The sequence below is a fragment of the Actinoalloteichus fjordicus genome (genome assembly GCF_001941625.1).
GTDB lineage: Bacteria > Actinomycetota > Actinomycetes > Mycobacteriales > Pseudonocardiaceae > Actinoalloteichus_A > Actinoalloteichus_A fjordicus.
On the sequence record NZ_CP016076.1, the window covers coordinates 3,116,082 to 3,133,827 of the forward strand.

14 protein-coding genes, 1 pseudogene and 1 CRISPR repeat array are annotated in these 17,746 nt (G+C 69.0%); of the genes and pseudogenes, 12 read left to right on the top strand and 3 right to left on the bottom strand.

Annotated elements, in window-relative coordinates; genetic code table 11:
• The first annotated feature begins 171 nt into the window (after positions 1-171).
• From UA74_RS13880 to cas2, 7 genes are all read left to right on the top strand, one after another.
• Positions 172-2,388: a CRISPR-associated helicase/endonuclease Cas3 gene (locus UA74_RS13880; protein WP_083683193.1), complete on the top strand. Its 2,217-nt coding sequence runs from the start codon at positions 172-174 to the stop codon at positions 2,386-2,388.
• Positions 2,385-3,053 carry a type I-C CRISPR-associated protein Cas5c gene (gene cas5c, locus UA74_RS13885; RefSeq protein WP_075740606.1) on the top strand — a complete coding sequence of 223 codons (669 nt, stop codon included), beginning with the start codon at positions 2,385-2,387 and terminating at the stop codon, positions 3,051-3,053. The genes UA74_RS13880 and cas5c overlap by 4 nt, the downstream gene beginning before the upstream one ends.
• Positions 3,050-4,807 (top strand): type I-C CRISPR-associated protein Cas8c/Csd1, encoded by a 1,758-nt coding sequence (gene cas8c / locus UA74_RS13890; protein ID WP_232237750.1) that lies wholly within the window; start codon positions 3,050-3,052, stop codon positions 4,805-4,807. Before cas5c ends, cas8c begins: the two co-directional genes overlap by 4 nt.
• Before the next feature lie 75 nt (positions 4,808-4,882).
• The gene (gene cas7c / locus UA74_RS13895; RefSeq protein ID WP_075764509.1) at positions 4,883-5,776 is read left to right on the top strand and encodes a type I-C CRISPR-associated protein Cas7/Csd2; all 894 of its coding nucleotides are present in this window, start codon (positions 4,883-4,885) and stop codon (positions 5,774-5,776) included.
• 12 nt (positions 5,777-5,788) lie between these two features.
• Positions 5,789-6,424: a CRISPR-associated protein Cas4 gene (gene cas4, locus UA74_RS13900; protein ID WP_075764511.1), complete on the top strand. Its 636-nt coding sequence runs from the start codon at positions 5,789-5,791 to the stop codon at positions 6,422-6,424.
• Positions 6,417-7,433 (top strand): CRISPR-associated endonuclease Cas1, encoded by a 1,017-nt coding sequence (gene cas1, locus UA74_RS13905; RefSeq protein ID WP_075764513.1) that lies wholly within the window; start codon positions 6,417-6,419, stop codon positions 7,431-7,433. The genes cas4 and cas1 overlap by 8 nt, the downstream gene beginning before the upstream one ends.
• Positions 7,418-7,726, top strand: a complete 309-nt coding sequence (gene cas2, locus UA74_RS13910) for a CRISPR-associated endonuclease Cas2 (protein ID WP_075764515.1) — start codon at positions 7,418-7,420, stop codon at positions 7,724-7,726. The genes cas1 and cas2 overlap by 16 nt, the downstream gene beginning before the upstream one ends.
• Positions 7,727-7,854: 128 nt before the next feature.
• A CRISPR array of direct repeats spans positions 7,855-8,853; the repeat unit is 37 nt; unit sequence GTGGCACCGGCCCTTCGGGGCCGGTGAGGATCGCAAC.
• A gap of 176 nt (positions 8,854-9,029) precedes the next feature.
• Here the strand turns inward: cas2 and UA74_RS13915 are convergent.
• Positions 9,030-9,785 (bottom strand): helix-turn-helix domain-containing protein, encoded by a 756-nt coding sequence (locus tag UA74_RS13915; protein WP_075764517.1) that lies wholly within the window; start codon positions 9,783-9,785, stop codon positions 9,030-9,032.
• A gap of 296 nt (positions 9,786-10,081) precedes the next feature.
• Here UA74_RS13915 and UA74_RS13920 point away from each other — a divergent pair, with 296 nt between their 5' ends.
• The 3 genes from UA74_RS13920 to UA74_RS13930 all read left to right on the top strand — a co-directional run bounded on the left by UA74_RS13920 (position 10,082) and on the right by UA74_RS13930 (position 14,121).
• A complete protein-coding gene (locus UA74_RS13920; RefSeq protein WP_075764519.1) occupies positions 10,082-11,974 on the top strand; it encodes a S9 family peptidase in 1,893 nt (630 codons plus the stop codon).
• A gap of 309 nt (positions 11,975-12,283) precedes the next feature.
• Complete coding sequence (locus UA74_RS13925; RefSeq protein WP_157434167.1) at positions 12,284-13,135, top strand: hypothetical protein; 852 nt, start codon at positions 12,284-12,286, stop codon at positions 13,133-13,135.
• A 458-nt stretch (positions 13,136-13,593) separates the two neighbouring features.
• Complete coding sequence (locus tag UA74_RS13930; protein ID WP_198043019.1) at positions 13,594-14,121, top strand: avidin/streptavidin family protein; 528 nt, start codon at positions 13,594-13,596, stop codon at positions 14,119-14,121.
• Positions 14,122-14,750: 629 nt separating this feature from the next.
• Here the strand turns inward: UA74_RS13930 and UA74_RS13940 are convergent.
• Complete coding sequence (locus UA74_RS13940) at positions 14,751-15,155, bottom strand: MerR family transcriptional regulator (RefSeq protein ID WP_075743796.1); 405 nt, start codon at positions 15,153-15,155, stop codon at positions 14,751-14,753.
• 73 nt (positions 15,156-15,228) lie between these two features.
• Here UA74_RS13940 and UA74_RS34260 point away from each other — a divergent pair.
• A pseudogene (locus UA74_RS34260) lies at positions 15,229-16,143 on the top strand (NAD(P)-dependent oxidoreductase); the annotation flags it as partial.
• 93 nt (positions 16,144-16,236) lie between these two features.
• Positions 16,237-16,638 carry a PPOX class F420-dependent oxidoreductase gene (locus tag UA74_RS32815; protein WP_232237841.1) on the top strand — a complete coding sequence of 134 codons (402 nt, stop codon included), beginning with the start codon at positions 16,237-16,239 and terminating at the stop codon, positions 16,636-16,638.
• A gap of 213 nt (positions 16,639-16,851) precedes the next feature.
• Here UA74_RS32815 and UA74_RS13950 read toward each other — a convergent pair whose 3' ends face one another.
• The gene (locus UA74_RS13950; protein ID WP_075740618.1) at positions 16,852-17,718 is read right to left on the bottom strand and encodes a sugar phosphate isomerase/epimerase family protein; all 867 of its coding nucleotides are present in this window, start codon (positions 17,716-17,718) and stop codon (positions 16,852-16,854) included.
• Positions 17,719-17,746 lie beyond the last annotated feature (28 nt).

Genomic DNA, 17,746 nt, shown 5'->3' on the forward strand with positions numbered 1-17,746 from the left:
CTGGTTGCTGCCGCGCGAAGCTTGGCGCTCGATCGCTGGGCGAGCGGCGTGGCCGAGTGCGGTCAACGACGACTATCGCGCCGCCCACCGAAGTCAGTCGGTCACCCTGTGTATCGTCTCGCCCGTCGGGGGCGGTCGCCGGGACACCCACGGTGTGACAGGAGCGCGGAGATGTGGGCTCACAGTTCCAATGAGCGGGGGGAGTGGCATGTCCTCTCCGATCATGCCCTGTCCACTGCCGAACTTGCGCAGCGATTCGCTGCGGAGTTCCGCGCAGGCGATCTCGGCTACGCGCTCGGGCTTTTCCATGATGCAGGCAAGGCCTGTTCGTCCTGGCAGGACGGTCTGCGCAAGGCCGACGTGCACAAGGGTGCGGTCGGGGTCCCGCACAAGCAGCTGGGCGCGCACCTCTTGAGTTCCGTTGCCGGCCCGGCGGCGTTGGCGATTCTTGGGCACCACGGCGGTCTCACCGAACTCGGCGCCTTGCACGACCTCTTGGAGACGCAACCGGATCAGGTGACCGTGCGTGCCTTTCTCGCCGAGGTCGAGGACGCCGAGCGCGTGCTGGATCTTCCACCGGGCTCCCTGCTTCCACAGCACTGGCGACGGTCCGAATCGATCCTCGACTTGGGCATCCGGTTGGCGTTCTCGGCCTTGGTGGACGCAGACCATCTCGACACGGCGGCGCATTTCGCAGGTCGTTCCGCACCCGAGGTCCGACCGGACACCGACCTGGCCGTGTTGCGCGACCGGTTCGAGGCCGGGCGTGCGGCGCACCTGGCGCATCGTGATCAGTCTCCACTGGACGACGTCCGTCGACAGGTGTATCGACGTGCGATCGAACATGCCGCCGAGAAGCCGGGGATCTTTCGCATGCCTGCCCCCACCGGAGTGGGGAAGACGCTGGCCGCAGGCGGATTCGCACTGCATCACGCGGCGGAGCACGGAATGCGGCGGGTGATCGTCGCGGTCCCCTTCATCACGGTGACCGAGCAGAACGCCGGGGTCTACCGATCGCTGCTGGGGCCTGATGCGGTGCTGGAACATCACTCGGCAGTGCGGCCTGCTGAGCATTCGACCGATGCCGGGGCGCAGGAACAGCGGCTTCGGGCCGCGGTGGAGAACTGGGACAGCCCGTTCGTCGTGACCACCACCGTGCAGCTCTTCGACTCGTTGTTCGGCCGTAAGTCGTCGCAGATGCGCAAGCTGCACCGGCTGGCCAACGCGGTGGTCGTCTTGGACGAGGTACAGGCGCTTCCCCTGCGAGTGCTCACGCCGATCCTCGATGCACTGCGAATCCTGTCCGAGGAGTTCGGCACGACGGTGTTGTTGACCTCGGCGACGCAGCCGTCGTTTCAGGCTCTCGACGTCTGGAGCGAACTGCGCGTGCACGACGTGGTGGACGAGCCCCGTGAGCTGTTCCGGCAGATGCGTCGGGTGGTGTACCGCTGGTGGCTGGATCCTAGGCCGACCCTCGTCGAGGTGGCCGAGGCGGCGGTCGAACACGATCAGGTGTTGGTCGTGGTGAACACGATCGCCGACGCCCGCGAGATCTATCAATCCTGGGCGGGCCGGGGCTTCGGCGACGTCTTCCATCTGTCGACTCGGATGTATCCGGGTCACCGCAGGCGGGTGCTGGCGACGGTGCAGCGCCTTCTCTCCGAGAAAGAGCCGGTACGGCTGGTGTCGACGCAGCTCATCGAGGCCGGTGTCGACGTCGACTTTCCGGTGGTGTTCCGGGCGTTCGCCCCGGCGGAGGCGTTGCAGCAGGCGGCGGGCCGCGCGAACCGGGAGGGGCGTGCCGAGACGGGCCTGGTGGTGGTCTTCGACGCGGAGGACATGTCCGCTCCGTCGGGCTATCGGATCGGGACGAAGGTGACCGGGGAGGTGTTCGGCCAGCAGGATGCAGGCGTGGTCGACCCGGACGACCTCGACGCGCTGGACGTCTATTACCGCGCGTTGTATCAGCGGTCGAACGCCGAGAACGGCGCTCGGGCGAGGGCGATCCAGGACAACCGGCGCAGGCTCGACTTTCTCTCGGTCGCCGAGGGGCCGCCGCACGCGGGCGGAACGGGTCAGGTTCGGGATTCGACGCTGGCCTTTCGGATGCTCGACGACGACACCGTCCCGGTCGTGGTGACCGAGGACGACGGGACGACGCCCGCCGCCGAACTGGTGGAGCGGCTCGCGCGACATCCCGAGGAGGCGGGGCGGCTGCTGCGCAGACTCCAGCCCTTCGTGGTGTCGCTGCCTCGTCGAGTCGTAGACGACCCGGCCGTGGTGGCGTTGTGTCGGCCGCTCCTCGGTGATCTCTATGAATGGCGCGGTTCCTACGACCGGGCCTACGGCCTTGACACGACAGGTTCGACTGAGCAGGAGGTCTGGTGAGGGAGGAACTATCGCCGTCGGCGTCGGGGGAGCCGCCGGTGAGTGTGCAGGTCTGGGGGCCGGGCGCGTTGTTCACCCGCCCTGAGCTGAAGGCCGAACGGGTGAGCTATCCGGTGATGACGCCGACGGCGGCGATCGGGGTGCTGGAGGCGATCTTCTGGAAGCCGGAGTTCCGGTGGCGGCCGGTGGCGATCGACGTGCTCAACCCGATTCGGCAGTTCACTCAGCGCCGCAACGAGACCACGGATCTGGTGTCGCCGTCGGATGCCTTGCTGCGCCGCCGGACCGTCGACACCGCAGAGAATCGGACGCAACGTCATGCGGTGTGTCTGCGGGACGTGGCCTATCGCATCCATGCGCATGTTGAACTGGAGCCGCATGCCACGAAGAACGAGGCTGCCTACCGCGACCAGTTCCGCAGGCGCGTCGAGCGCGGCCAGTGCTTCCACCAGCCGTATCTGGGAACTCGGGAGTTCAGCGCCTATTTCGGAAAGATCGACGAGCGGGAGCGGATCACCGGCCACTCCGATCTCGGGGTGATGCTGCACAGCGTGCGGCGCAGGGGAGAGGACGTCGCCTTCTCCTGGTTCACCGCGCGACTGGAGAACGGTCGGATGCACATCCCCCGCACCGGAATCACCGCAGCTCAACCAGTGGGGGCATGATGTTGCTGCAGCGCTTGGTGCAGTACGCCGAGGAGACCACCGACAGCGCGCCGTTCCACCGGGAACGGGAGTTCGTCTGGCGGATCGATCTCTTCAGCGACGGCCGCCCGGCCCGTCTGACCGACATCCGAGAACCCGATGCCAAGGGACGGCTCCGGGGATTTCGGGAGTCGACGCCCGCGATGACGCGCTCGATCCAGGTCGCCGCGCAGTTGGGCGCCGACGACGTCCAGTACGTGCTCGGATGGGGGGACGACACCACCAAGCCGGACCGTGTCGCGCAGTGCCATCAGCAGTTCATCGAGCTGGTCTCGGCGTGGGCCGACACCGCCGGGCACGAGCCCGCCGCCGAGACGGTGCGGGCCTTCTATCGGGACGGCGACTACACCCACTGGGAGCGCCCGGAGGGGTACGGGGCAAAACAGGGCGTGCTACTCGCGGTGGACGGGCAGCTGCTCAGCAAGGCCCACTCGGCGATCCGGTTCTGGACCGACGAGGTCACCCGGCGCAAGAGCGGCAAGGACGCCGCCGCCGGGTTGTGCCTGGTCTGCGGGCGGCACGGTGCGCTGGTCAAGACGATCCCCACCAAGATCGCCGCGCGTCTGGTGCCGGGAGCGGGTAATGACGTCGCGCTGGTCAGCGTCAACGAGAACGTCTTCGGCTACGGCCTGACCACGAGCCTCGCGCACACTCCGATCTGCTTCACCTGCGGCAATGCCTTCAGCACCGGCCTGACCCACCTGCTGGGCTCGGAGCACGCCTATCGGCTGCCCGGCCAGGACAGCGTCATGGCCTGGTGGGTCGTCGGGGCCCCTCCGCGTGACGTCTACGACGTGATGCCCCGCACCGCGGACCCCGGCGCGGTCCGGCGGCTCCTCTCGCGGCTCCGCTCCGGTGATCTGGATCGGGCTGCCGCGCTGGCCGACCAACAGGAGAGTTCGGAGCGCTTCTGCTCGGTCACTCTCGGCGGAAACAACTCTCGGATCATGGTCCGGGACTGGATCGACATGCCGCTGACCTCGGCGCTGCGCAACCTCGCGCTCTGGCACGAGCACTCGCACATGGTCTCCGAATGGGAGGACGAGCCGCAGCGTCACGGACTCGCCATCCTGCTGATGGCGACCGGCCGGTGGGAAGGCAGCCGCTACGCCGACCACAGCTCCCGCTCCGCCCGCCGCCCGGAACACATCCAGCGTGACCTGCTCGCCCGCGCCCTGCGGGGCGTCGCTCTACCGCCGTCGGTGCCGCACCACGTACTGCGCCGCATCGGCGCCGACGGACACATCGACTCTGCCCGCGCCGCGCTCCTGCGTCTGGCGCTATGCGATCCGAAAAAAAAGGAGCCCTCCGTGACCGCCGGTCTCGACGAGAAGAATCAGGATACCGCGTATCTGTTCGGCCGCATCTTCTCGGTGTTGGAACAGATCCAGTATGCCGCCAGCGAGGGCAAGCTCAACGCGACCTTCGGCGATCGACATCTCGCAGGTGCCGTCGCCAATCCCACGCCCGCCGTGGCCGCAGGACGCAAGCTCGCCTCGGCCTGGCTGGCCAAGCTCCGGCGGCGCCCGAATACCCGGGCCAAGGCCGTGGCATTCGCCGAGACGCTGGACCTGATCGCCGATCTGGCCGACGCGAGCAAGCCGCTCCCGACGTATCTGCCTGCCCGCAGGCAGATGCAGTTCGTCCTCGGTTACCACCAGCAACGCGCCCACGACAGGGAACAGGCCCGGGCCCGCAAGGCCGCGCAGTCCTGACCGACGTACCCCCGTCATCCCGCTCTCGCTGCTCCGCCCGGCTTAGGGCGATTCTCACGAAAGGCACGCTCTCGCATGAGCACTCCGGCGCACCTCGACCCCACCGTCCGCCACGACATGGTGTTCCTGTTCGACGTCACGGACGGAAACCCCAACGGCGATCCGGACTTCGGCAACCGGCCTCGGATGGACGAGGAGTCGGGCCACGGTCTGGTCACCGATGTCGCGATCAAGCGCAAGATCCGCAACACCCTCCCGCTGGCCGCCGACGGCGACTCCCGGTACGGGATCTTCGTGGAGGCGGGTCACGCGCTGAACACCCGCGCGGCGGAGACGATGACCGCCAACAACCTCGACTCGAACAAGAAGCGCCTTACTGAGGAGGAGTTGCAGGCCGGGCGATCCTGGCTCACCGAGCGCTACGCCGACATCCGGCTCTTCGGTGCGGTGCTGAGCACCGGAGACACGAAGGCCCTCGGCCAGATCTACGGTCCGCTGCAGGTCACCAACGCCCGCAGCTTCGATCCGGTGGCGCCGCAGCAGCACACGATCACCCGCGTCACCCAGACGACCCAGCCAGACATCGACAAGGGCGAGTCCACCGAGATGGGCAGCAAGTGGACCGTCCCCTACGGGCTCTACAAGGCCGAGCTCTACTACTCCGCCTCCCGAGGCGCTCAGACCGGCGTGGACAGTCGCGACTTCGAACTGCTCTATCGCAGCCTGGAGATGATGTTCGACCACGACCGCTCGTCGGCGCGCGGCACGATGACGGCCCGAGGACTGTACGTGTTCAGCCATGACAACGCCTTCGGCAACGCCCCCGCGCATAAGCTCGCCGGGCGCGTCTCCGTGAAGAGGGTCGACCCGGATGCGGACCTGCCGCCTCGGTCCTTCGGCGACTACGTCGTCTCCGTCGCCGACGACGACCTGCCTGCCGGGATCACCGCCACCAAGCTCATCGCCTGAGCCGGGGTCGAGGTGGACGAGTCAGCCGCCGAGCAGGAGTGGGCCAGCATCCCGATCTCGGCGATCGAGCACTTCGGCTACTGCCCTCGGCAGGCCGCCCTGATCCATCTGGACCGTTACTTCGCCGACAACGTCGACACGCAGCGGGGTCACTTCGCCCACGAGGTCGTCGACGCGGGCGGTCCCGGCGTCTCCCGGACGGGAGTACGGACCTGGACCGCCCTGGAGGTCAGCGACACCACGCTCGGGGTCCACGGCATCTGCGATGTCGTGGAGTTCCCGGACGGACAGCCGATTCCGGTCGAGCACAAGTCCGGAAGCTATCGGCCGGGCAGCGCCGCTGATCTTCAGGTGGCCGCGCAGGTGATCTGCCTGCGCGGCATGTTCTCCGCCGACGTGCCGCACGGGGTGATCTTCGCCGGCCGGCAGCGCCGACGTCACGAGGTCGTGGTCGACGACGCGCTGCAGGCCCGACTTCGTGACGTCGTGGCACGGCTGCGTGCGGTGTTACGCGCCGGGTCGCTGCCGCCACCGGTCAACGACCGGCGGTGTGATCGCTGCTCTCTGAAGGAAGGCTGTATGCCCGACGCCCGCATCGACGCCTCGTCGCTGTTCGTGCCACTGCCGTTAGGACGGTGGGATGACTGAGCTGCTGCGCACGCTGTTCGTCTCCACGCCGGGCACCAGCCTGCACCTGGAAGGCGACACGATTCGGATCCATCACCCGGAGCGCCCCGGCCGGCACATCCAGCCGCTGATCCGGATCGATCAGCTCGTGGTGTGGCGGGGAGTCGACGTCAGCGACGAACTCATGCTGCGTTGTCTCGCCGACGATCGAGGCATCACGTGGTTGTCGCGCAACGGCCGCTTCCTCGGCCGGGCAGGGGGAGCGCAGCTGGGTAATCCGCTGCTTCGGCTGGAACAGGTCCGCGCGTATGACGACGCGGCACGACGCTTGACGATCGCGAAGTCCGTGGTCGCGGGGAAGCTGCAGAACTATCGGCAGCTGCTGTTACGAATCGCGCGGGACGCCGACGGCGCAAGGCAGAGTGACATCCGCGCGATCGCCGAACGCCATGCCGAGGCGCTGATCGCGGTGGCCTCCTGCGGGTCGTTGACGGAGCTGCTCGGCATCGAGGGCAATGCCGCTCGCGCCTACTTCGAGGGGATCCCGCTGTTGGCCAAAGGCGTTCCACCGGGACGTAGCAGGCGCCCACCGGAGAATCCGTTCAACTGCGTGCTGTCCTTCTGCTACACCATGTTGAAGGTGTCGGTGATCGGCGCTCTCGAACATCGAGGCCTCGATCCCTATATCGGCTATCTGCACGGGGTCCGCCCTGGCAAACCGTCGCTCGCGCTGGATCTGATGGAGGAACTGCGTCCCCTGTTGGTCGATCGACTGGTGCTCACTCTGTTCAACCGGCGGCGTATCACCGCCGCGCACACCCGATCCGATCCGGCGGGCGGCGTCGCGCTGACCGACGAGGGCCGTGCTGTCGTGCTGACCGAGTGGTCCCAGGCGAGGGAACGAGCGTGGCGGCACAGCGGGCTGAACCGCGACGTTCCTGCTGCGCTACTGCCCATCGTGCAGACCCGGCTGTTCGCTCGTCATCTGCGAGGCGACGAGCCCGCCTATACCCCGTGGATCGCGAGCTGACGATGGAACTGCTGGTCACCTACGACGTCGACACCACCACGCCGGACGGCGCCCGGCGCCTACGGCGGGTCGCGAAGGTGTGCGAGGCCTACGGGCTTCGGGTGCAGAAGTCGGTGTTCGAGATCGTGTGCTCCGACGTCGACTGGATGATCATGAAGAAGCGCCTGCTCGACGTGATCGACGGCGACCAGGACAGCATCCGGGTCTACCAGATGAACGCGGGGGCACTCGGCAGGGCTCAACACCTCGGCCGCTCGCCCGAGGCGCCGCATGGCGCACCGCTGATCTACTGAGTCCTGGCGCTTGAGGAAGGTGAGCGTCGGGCGACACGCCGTGTCAGTCCGAAGTGCCTTTCGGGCGTGTCGGTCACCACTCGATAACCTCGGGGCGTTTGAGAAGGCAATGCCCCTGTACAAGCAGGGTGGCACCGGCCCTTCGGGGCCGGTGAGGATCGCAACGACACCCTCACCACCGAGATCGACGTCGCCGGTCAGGTGGCACCGGCCCTTCGGGGCCGGTGAGGATCGCAACTCCAGAGCCTCGGCGTAGGCTTCCGCGTCCTCAGCGGGTGGCACCGGCCCTTCGGGGCCGGTGAGGATCGCAACCAGCTGTTGGGCCAGGTGCCCCCGTCCTCCCAGTCCCGGTGGCACCGGCCCTTCGGGGCCGGTGAGGATCGCAACTCGTCGGAGCCCTTTCCTCCGCCGAACCAGCCCCGCGTGGCACCGGCCCTTCGGGGCCGGTGAGGATCGCAACGCGGGCCACGGCCATGTCCGACCGGGCACGCAACACGGTGGCACCGGCCCTTCGGGGCCGGTGAGGATCGCAACCTGTCCGTGCAGGACCGCGCGGACGCGGTGCAGGTGTGGCACCGGCCCTTCGGGGCCGGTGAGGATCGCAACCACGCCGGTCGTCCGCCGATCACCTGATCGGCCGCAGGGTGGCACCGGCCCTTCGGGGCCGGTGAGGATCGCAACACGGTCAACCGGTCTGGAGTGTGGCGGATCTCCGCAGTGGCACCGGCCCTTCGGGGCCGGTGAGGATCGCAACGTCGAGTACTCGGTGAACGTGTCGAGGAGGTCCTCCCCAGTGGCACCGGCCCTTCGGGGCCGGTGAGGATCGCAACATGAGCGGCTGCCACGGGCCTTGGCTGGTCAGGTTCGGGTGGCACCGGCCCTTCGGGGCCGGTGAGGATCGCAACTCCGTGGTGCCCGAACTCGTTTGTCGGAGGGTGGCGGTGGCACCGGCCCTTCGGGGCCGGTGAGGATCGCAACCCCATGTACGCCAAGGACGACCTCCGCCGCACCCCCGAGTGGCACCGGCCCTTCGGGGCGGGTGAGGATCGCAACGGTCTCCCCACGCGATCCGGACGGTCGAGACGACGTCGTGGCACCGGCCCTTCCGGGCCGGTGCGGATCACCACTGCCGCACCTATGTCGGGTGAACGCAGGGGAGTCGTTGTGGCACCGACCCGCCGACGCCGACACTGCCACCCGACCCCGGACCGGCAGTCTCCCGGTCCAAAGACGGCAGGCGGTCGCGCACCCGCCATCTCCGCCTGTTCCGCAGGCAAGCCGGACGCCCGCCGGGAAGTCCGCTTCAGCCCCCGTCGCCGTCCCCATCAGGCTCCTCGGAAGCCCTCAGTATCTTGCTCATGCGCTGCATGACGTCGATCTGCGCCGGGTTGTAGAGATCGGTGATGGCCACGCTGAGCGTCTGTGCTGTGACGTACTTGCCGAGCGGCGTGTCCTGACTCACGTCCAGGAGCCCGGGATGCCGGGCGTCGAGGTCGCTGACGTGGGCGGCCAGTCGCTTGGCCAGCTCGTGGCGAGTCTGGTCGTCGGCATCGGGCGGCAGGTCGGTGAGGTCGTTGTCCGCGGGGTGCGGTTCGGTGGTTCTCAGCAGCTGAGCGTAGGTGTTGAGAGCCTCCCGGCCGAGCACCCTGGACAGGACCACGATGAATGCTCGGTCGGCCTCACTGAGGCTCATGTCGGAGGTGGACAGGCCCAGCTCGGTCGGCAGATCGGTCGGTGCGGTCTGCTCCAGGGTGACCGCGAGTTCGGCGCGCACCCGTTGCAGGCGTTCGATGGTCTCGGCCAGCTCGGCATCCAGTGCGCGAAGCTCCTGCTCCGGGTGTTCGTCAGCGTCGCCCATGTCGGCGATCTGCGTCAACGAGAAGCCGAGTTCGGCCAGCCGCTTGATGCGCAGCAGGCGGACGAGGTGCGCCACGCCGTAGCGCTTGTAGCCGTTGGAGCCTCGTTCGGGTTCGGCGAGCAGGCCGACGGCGTGATAGTGCCGCACGGCCCGCAGACTCGTCCCGGCAAGCTCCGCGAGCTGGCGGGTGCTCCACGCCACGACTGTCCACCCTCCGCGCAACCGAGCCGTCGGCGCGGATTCGCCGACTTGCACAACGACGGAGACCATACCGTTACGAGACCGGCCCATCGACGTGTGCGACGCCCCGCGGCGACGACGCGTCCAGTGCCGAGTGACGTGGATCACCATCGTCGGGCTTGAGTGTGCCGTAGCGGCAGGGCTTCTCCTGAACCGGCGCAGTGCGCAGACGGACACCCGAAGGTCTGCTCCGCCGGGGCGGAACTCCATACAGACGGCCCGGCGCGTGTCGTCACCGAGCAAGCGAAAGGATCGACATGGCGTTGCCGAGATTCATCACCGTGGAGGAGTTCTTCACCTCTCCTGCCCGCAGCCGGGCGTCGATCTCGCCGGACGGGACCAGGATCGCCTACCTGGCGCTGTGGCGGAACCGCCTGAACGTGTGGGTGCAGCGCATCGACGTCGACGAGGCCGCGCGGTGTGTGACCGCAGAGGAGGCTCGCGACGTGCGGGACTACCGCTGGACCGATGATCCTCGGTGGCTGCTCTACACCCACAGCGGCGGCGGTGACGACCTCGGCCACCTCTACCGGGTGGATCTCGCGGACCCGGCCGCGCCGATCGTCGACCTCACGCCCTTCCCTGGCGCGGTGGTCGCCCAGTTCGAGCTTCCCGCCCGCCGACCGGGGAAGGCGATCGTCACGCTGAGCAGTGAGCGGCTCGATGCGCTGGATCTCTACGAGGTCGACATCGCCAGTGGTGAACTCGTGATGCTGGCGCAGAGCCCCGGCGACGTCGGCGGCTGGCTGTGTGGTCCCGAGGGGGACGTGTTCGCTCTCGCCCTGACGATCGACGGCGACATCGAACTGTCGCGGTGGGACGGTGTCACCAAGACGTTGACCCCGATCATGCTGTGTGAGGGCGCCGACTACCCGATGTCCGTCTACCCGACTCAGATCACCCCGGACGGGACCGGGCTGTGGATCGGCTCCAACCGGGGCAGCGACCGGACTCGGCTGGTTCGGCTCGACCTGGCCACCGGCGCGGAGTCCGAGGTCGACAGCCATCCGACATTCGACCTGGACAGCCGCTCCGCCGTGGCCCCCGCGCTTCCGTCGCCGCTCATCCTCCGCCAGGGGACGGGAGAACTGATCGGGGCCCGCTATCTGGGCGGGCGGCAGGTAATCCACGCTCTGGACCCCAGGTTCGCCGAGGTGCTGGCGAACCTGGAGAAGCTCTCCGACGGCGATCTCGCCGCAGTGTCCTCGGACGAGAGCGAACGGCGATGGCTCGTCTCCTTCACTGGTGATCGTGATCCCGGGGCCACCTTCCTCTACGACCATGCGACGGGAGAGAGCAGACTGCTCTTCCGCGCGTATCCGGCGCTGGACCCTGAGGCGCTGGCGCCGATGACACCGGTCACGATCCCCGCCCGCGACGGGGTCGCGCTGCCCTCGTATCTGACGCTGCCGGTGGGCGTGGAGCCTGCCGGGCTGCCGTTGGTCCTGGTGGTCCACGGCGGTCCGTGGTTTCGGGACGGCTGGGGGTACCACCCGGTCGTCCAGCAGTTGGCCAATCGCGGCTACGCGGTGCTCCAGGTGAACTTCCGCGGGTCGACCGGCTTCGGCAAGGCCTTCGTCAAGGCCGCCATCGGGGAGTTCGCAGGCAAGATGCACCACGACCTCATCGACGCCGCCACCTGGGCCGTCCGGCAGGGCTACGCCGATCCCGATCGGATCGCGATCTTCGGCGGCGCCTACGGCGGCTACGCGGCGCTGGTCGGCGCCACCTTCACCCCCGGCTTCTTCGCCGCCGCCGTCGACTACGTCGGCATGTCGAACCTCGTCAGCTTCATGCGGACGCTGCCCGAGGCGCTCCGGCCCTTCCTGGCCAACAACTGGCACCTCTTCGTCGGCGATCCCGACGAGCCCGCGCAGCGCACCGACATGCTGGCCCGCTCGCCGATCAGCAGGCTGGATCAGCTCCGCGCGCCCCTGCTGATGGTCCGGCGGGCCTCGGGCGCCCGAGCGGGCCGGTCCGAGGCCGAGGAGATCGTGGCGGCACTGCGCGCCCGCGACGTCGAGGCCGAGTGTCTGGTCGAGGAGGAGGGGGACCTCTTCCGCAGTCCGGAGAACCTGATCGACACGCAGCGCGCGGTCGACCGCTTCCTGGCCCGGCACCTGGGCGGGCGGCAGGACGACGCGTGGTGACCGGCGGCGCCGAGCGCGCCCCGTCTCGTCGCCGAGCCCGAGCAGGCAGCGCGGGTGGGCGTCCGGCCTCGCCGCGGGTGTCTTTCGAGACTCGACCCCGCCGGGGTGGCGGACGCGACGGCCAGGTCGTCAGTACCGGACGAGGTGCCTCCGATGTCACGATCCGCGTCGATCTCGTGACTCTGCGCGCTATGCTCGGGGTGGCGTGAGGGGGCGAACATGGGACGCAGATCGAGGCGACGTAGAGCATCCCGTCGACGCGAGGCTCCCGCGAAACCGGAATGGCGTCGATGGTGGACCTGGGCCAGCGTGGCCATGATCCCGGCGGTGCTCACGGTCGGCGGAGTCTGGTTGGGGGCAGGCATCAGCCTGAATCAGGCAGGCGAGCAGGAGGCCCGCGCCCAGCAGGGCGCGAACCGGTTCGAAGACGCGAGACTGGCCGCCGAGCCTGCGGTGACCGCCCGCGTCCGCCCGGTCGGCGTCTCACCGCAGACCTGGGTGTTCCCCGACGTGATCGACCAGGCGACCCTGGAACGCACCTACGGCAGGCCGCAGGACGACCTGGTGCGCGAGTTCGGCGCGCGGGGCGCGGTCCTGAGCGACTCGGATCTGGTGCCGGTCGGGAACATCTACAAGACCCGGAGCAGTTTTCGCGTCACGCTGGTGGGCAATCGGCGCGAGCCCGTCCGGGTCGTCGCCGCGCGGGCGCTGGTCGTCGAGCAGGCACCGCCGCTGGACGGGACCGTGCTGCACGAGACTCCGCAGGGCATGGGCGACGTGGAGAACGTCTTCGTGGATCTGGACACTCCCGGCGGCACGTTGATGTACGACGATGCCACCGGCGGGAGCCCGCGTCCGTGGCTCGACGTTCGTTCGGTGGCCGTGGAGCAGGGTGAGGCCGTCGACCTGGAGATCTCCTCCCTGACCTCGGAACACCGCTATCTGTGGCGGCTCGAACTGACCGTCGACTACGGCTCCACCCGAGGCGAGACGATCGTCGTCGGTGCGGACGGCACCCCCGACGGGGAGCCGTTCGAATCCAACGCCTGGTCGCCGGGAAAACCCGGCCTGGACGGGATGCTGGCCAAGGAGATGTTCCACTACCGAGGGGGGATCCACCACGTCTACGGGGACGACTGGTCCTGGTCTGCTCCCGGTTGATCAGCGCCCGGCCCGCCGCCGGTCCACCCGGGTCGACGTGGCGCGCGGCTCGCGTGAGTGGGGGACCTGAGGTGCCCATGGGGGGACGGGCCGTCGAGTGTCGCTGGCTACTGTCGTTCGGCTGTACCGTCCCCGGCACCGACGCACTTCCGGCGTCGGCGTCGGACCGCCGAGCGGATGCCGCCGGGCGCGCGAGAGACCGGGCCCCGCCGCAGCGCCGGCACTGCGGACTAGGTGCGTGCGGACGCATCATTCTATTCCGGCAATCCCGTCCTATTACCACTCGAACGGGTCATGTTCGATTTCTTCTCCTCCATTAAGGTCGGTGACGCCGAGGCGGGAAGTAGAATCTCGTCGACTTCTCCGGCTCTCGCTGGGCGGGCTTCTTCTCGCGATGCTCTGGGGTTGATCGCGAAGCCTGCCGACGTGAACACTCACATCTCATCGAGGAGATCTCCGTGTTTGGAAAAAGAAGGACGTTCGCCGTCATCTTCGCCGCGTTGTTCACCTTGTTCGCCAGCACCGCAGGTGCTGCCGAGGCCCCGGAATCCGGGGGGCCGCCGAGCACGGTCGGCATCACCGGGACGTGGTACAACCAGCTCGGCTCCACCATGGTCATCACCGCCGGGACGGACGGGTCGCTCAGCGGAACCTACGAGTCTGCGGTCGGCAACGCGGAGAACACCTACGTCCTGACCGGACGCTACGACACCGATTCGCCCACCGGCCAGGGCATCCCGCTGGGCTGGGTGGTGGCCTACGAGAACACCTTCCGCAACGCTCACTCCGTCGCGACCTGGAGCGGACAGTACTTCGACGAGGCCGAGGATCGGATCAACACCCAGTGGATCCTGACCTCGTCGAGCACGCCCGCGAACGAGTGGAGCTCCGCCCGGCTCGGCCACGACGAGTTCAGCCGGGTCGAGCCGTCCCCTGCGGACATCGAGCGGGCGCGCGCGGCCGGCGTGACGGCCCCGACGGGCTGATCCCCGGCGAGTCGACGGTCGGCGCCGACCACATCGCTGCGGGGCCGTATGGTCCTCTCGGCAGCAGGCAGGTCGGTCGCCGTCGGCGCTGATCGCCTGCCGAGGTCGCGGCGCTCGAATCGGGAATTCGATCGGAGCTGATCGGTCGCCATTCCCCGCGAGTGTTGATGTCGACAATGATTCGTCGACAGTGAATTCGTGAAACAGTTCCGCGAAAAGTCGACATCAGGTGTGAAAGAAACGGATCAACCGGTGTCGTCGAAGTCCGCCGATGGTCCCGGTGTGAATCGGCGGCGGGCCGACGACAGCCGCAGTCGACGATCCGCCTGCGCGAGTGTGTCGATTCGAGGTCGACGCAGTCGGATCGATGCCGGCCGGGCGGGTCGCCGTGGTCGACGGCGACCCGCTTTCGGAGGAGGCGACCTCGACGGCGGTCATCCCACCCGGCGGCGGTGACCCGCCGCCGGGTGGGGCGGTGCGACACCGACTCTGTGGGCAATGCGGCACCGTCCGCAAGGCGTCCACCGGCTGCACCGCCGCCGACCCGTTCGGTCTTCGGCGCGCTGGCCCGAGTCCGTCGCGCCCCTGCCGGGCCTCCGAGCAACAGGCCGATCACCGACCTCCCGAGATCACCCCGAGGATCCGACCGCGCTGGGTTCGCACTCCCGGCTGCGGTCGGGCATCCGTCGCTCCGTGGCCTCGATGTGCTCCTGAAGCGCTCGGCGGGAACGGCCGAGCGTCTCGATCTGGGCGTCGAGACCGCCGAGCCGTGCGCGCAGCGTGGTCAGAGCCTCCGGACAGGGCTCCAGATCGGGCGCCGCGCCGGTGACGCACGGCTGCAGGAAGCGGATCTCCTGCGTCGACAGCCCGGCCGCGAGCAACTGCCTGATCTGCGTGACGATCAGCACGGCATCCTCGGTGTACTCGCGGTAGCCGCCCGCGCTGCGCCGGGGCGCAAGGAGGCCCTGGGACTCGTAGTACCGCAGTTGATGGGGGTGGACGTCGGTACGCCTGCTCAGCTCTCCGATCAGCACGGTGACTCCTTTCGCATGCATTGCGGGCCGCGCGCTTGACCTTCATACCGATGTGAAGGTTGATGATCGTGTCATGACCATCGACTCTTCTTCCGGGCAGCTCCCGACCCGCGACCACGATGCCGAGCAGGCTCCGGTGACGGTGATCGGCCTCGGCCTGATGGGCCGGGCACTCGCCGAGGCGTTCCTGCGAGCAGGCCACCCCACCACCGTGTGGAACCGCACGGCGGCGAAGGCCGACCCGCTCGTCGCCCAGGGCGCGACGCTCGCCGCCTCCGTGGGCGAGGCCGTCGCGGCGGCGCCGCTCGTCGTCGTCTGCGTCGCGGACTACGACGCCGTGCTGGGACTCCTCGATCCGGTGGGCGAGGTCCTCGACGGCCGAGTCCTGGTGAACCTGACCTCGGGCTCCTCGGCGCAGGCGCGCCAGACCGCGCGGTGGGCGGATGAGCGGAGCGTCGGCTACCTCGACGGCGCGATCATGACGGACCCGCAGGCCGTCGGCGGCGCGGACACCGTCATCCTCTACAGCGGGTCGGGGGAGTCCTTCGCGCGGCACGCGCCGACCCTGCGCGTCCTCGGTGGGAAGACCACGCACCTCGGCGAGGACCACGGGCTGGCGTCGTTGCACGACGTGGCCCTGCTCAGCCTGATGTGGAGCGTGCTCAACAGCTTCCTCCACGGTGCCGCGCTGGTGGGCACCGCGGGCGTGGGCGCTGCGGCGTTGCACCCGCTGGCGGTCTCGATCATCGAGACCACGACCGGGTGGCTGTCCCGATACGCGCGTCAGGTCGACGACGGCGCGTACCCGGCCGACGACGCGACCATCGACACGCACCGTGGCGCGATGGCGCACCTCGTGCACGAGAGCGCGGCCCTCGGGATCGACGTCGACCTCCCCAGGTTCCTCACGGCGCTGGCCGACCGGGCCGTGGCCGACGGGCGCGGCGGCGAGGGCTATTCGGCGATGATCGAGCAGTTCCGCAGGCCCTCGGCCACGCAGGCGGCGTCGGCTGCCGAGGCGCAGCCGACCGATGTCGAGCAGGCCCCGGACGCGAGCGCAACCCCGTTCGACCCGCACACCCTGCTCGCCGAGGCTCGCCTCGGCGTCCTCGCGACGATCAAGTCGGACGGCCGCCCCCAGCTCTCGCCGGTCACGCCCTTCTACGACCGGGCGGCCGGTGTCCTCTACGTCTCGATGACCGAGGGCCGGGCCAAGACGGTGAATCTGCGCCGGGACCCGCGCGCCACCCTGGAGGTCACCAGCGCCGACGGCTGGGCATGGGCCACCGCCGAGGGCACGGCGACGCTCATCGGTCCGGGCACCGACCCGCACGGCCCCGAGGTCGAGGCGCTGGTGGACTACTACCGCAGCGCTGCGGGCGAGCACCCCGACTGGGACGAGTATCGGTCGGTGATGGTGTCCGACCGCCGGGTGCTCATGGTGATGACCGTCGACCACGTCTACGGCGCCGACATCGGCTGATCGCGCTGTCGACCACGGCGCCGGACGGACGGTACGGGCGACGATGTCGGCCCGCCGCCGTTCACCCGGCCGCCGCCCGATCGGTCCGCGCCAGGACGGGCGGCGAGGCGCGCCTCGCCGCCGCCGCGAGCTGGCTGCCCGCCAGGACCGTCGTGGCGGTCGCCCGAGAAGGGGACCGCCACGACGGGCCGGCGAGCAGCTTGCGGCCGGTCTTTAGAACCGCATCGTCGACAGGTACTCGTAGCTGCGCAGCGCGCTGTTCAGCGGATCGGCGGGCGCGTCGTGCTCCACGACGTACTCCCGCACCCCCGACCGCCGCTCGGCGAACATCCGAGGGAAGTCCAGCGTGCCGTGGCCGACGTCCTCGAAGGAGCCGTCGGCGGCCATGTCCTTGACGTGGAACACCGGGAACCGTCCCGGATACCGGCGGAAGTAGTCCACCGGGTCGTAGCCGCCGTCCACCGCCCAGTAGAGGTCGAGTTCGAAGTTCACCAGTCGACGGTCGGTCTCCTCCACCAGGATGTCGTAGAGCACCTCGCCGTCGACGGTGGCGAAGTCGAAACCGTGGTTGTGATACAGGAAGCGCAGCCCGGCCTTGCGTGCCGCCAGGCCTGCCACGTTGAACTCCCCGGCCACCTGACGGTAGCCCGCCGGGTTCTGCAGTTCGCCGGGCAGTGACGGCACCACGACCGACTGCACCCCCAGCACGTGGGCGTCGGCCAGCGCCTGCTGCCAGTCGCCTCGGATGGCGTCCAGGCTCAGGTGGGTGAGCACGGCCCGCAGCCCGGCCGTGTCGAGCATGGCGCGGAACTCCTGCGGACGGTGGCCGTAGAGCCCGCTCACGCCCACCGTCGCGTAGCCGATCTCGCCGAGCCGGTTCAAGGTGCCCTGGGGGTCGGACTCCATCAGGCTCCGCACCGTGTAGAGCTGAATGCCGATGTGCTCCCTCGGCACCCGGCGGTGCCTGCCCGGCGTCGCCGCCGCGTTCGCCGTGATCAGTCCTGAGGCGCCGACGGCGACGGCCGCGCCGCCCGCCAGACGAAGGAATCCCCGGCGGGACTCCGGTTGCACGATGCCCATCTCACTCAAGCCCTTCTCGCTGAATGAC

Coding starts and splice junctions, on each gene's coding strand:
- cas1 (WP_075764513.1), top strand. CDS start 6,417: ATGACTGAGCTGCTGCGCACGCTGTTCGTCTCCACGCCGGGCACCAGC.
- UA74_RS13880 (WP_083683193.1), top strand. CDS start 172: ATGTGGGCTCACAGTTCCAATGAGCGGGGGGAGTGGCATGTCCTCTCC.
- UA74_RS13950 (WP_075740618.1), bottom strand. CDS start 17,718: ATGGGCATCGTGCAACCGGAGTCCCGCCGGGGATTCCTTCGTCTGGCG.
- cas7c (WP_075764509.1), top strand. CDS start 4,883: ATGAGCACTCCGGCGCACCTCGACCCCACCGTCCGCCACGACATGGTG.
- UA74_RS13920 (WP_075764519.1), top strand. CDS start 10,082: ATGGCGTTGCCGAGATTCATCACCGTGGAGGAGTTCTTCACCTCTCCT.
- cas8c (WP_232237750.1), top strand. CDS start 3,050: ATGATGTTGCTGCAGCGCTTGGTGCAGTACGCCGAGGAGACCACCGAC.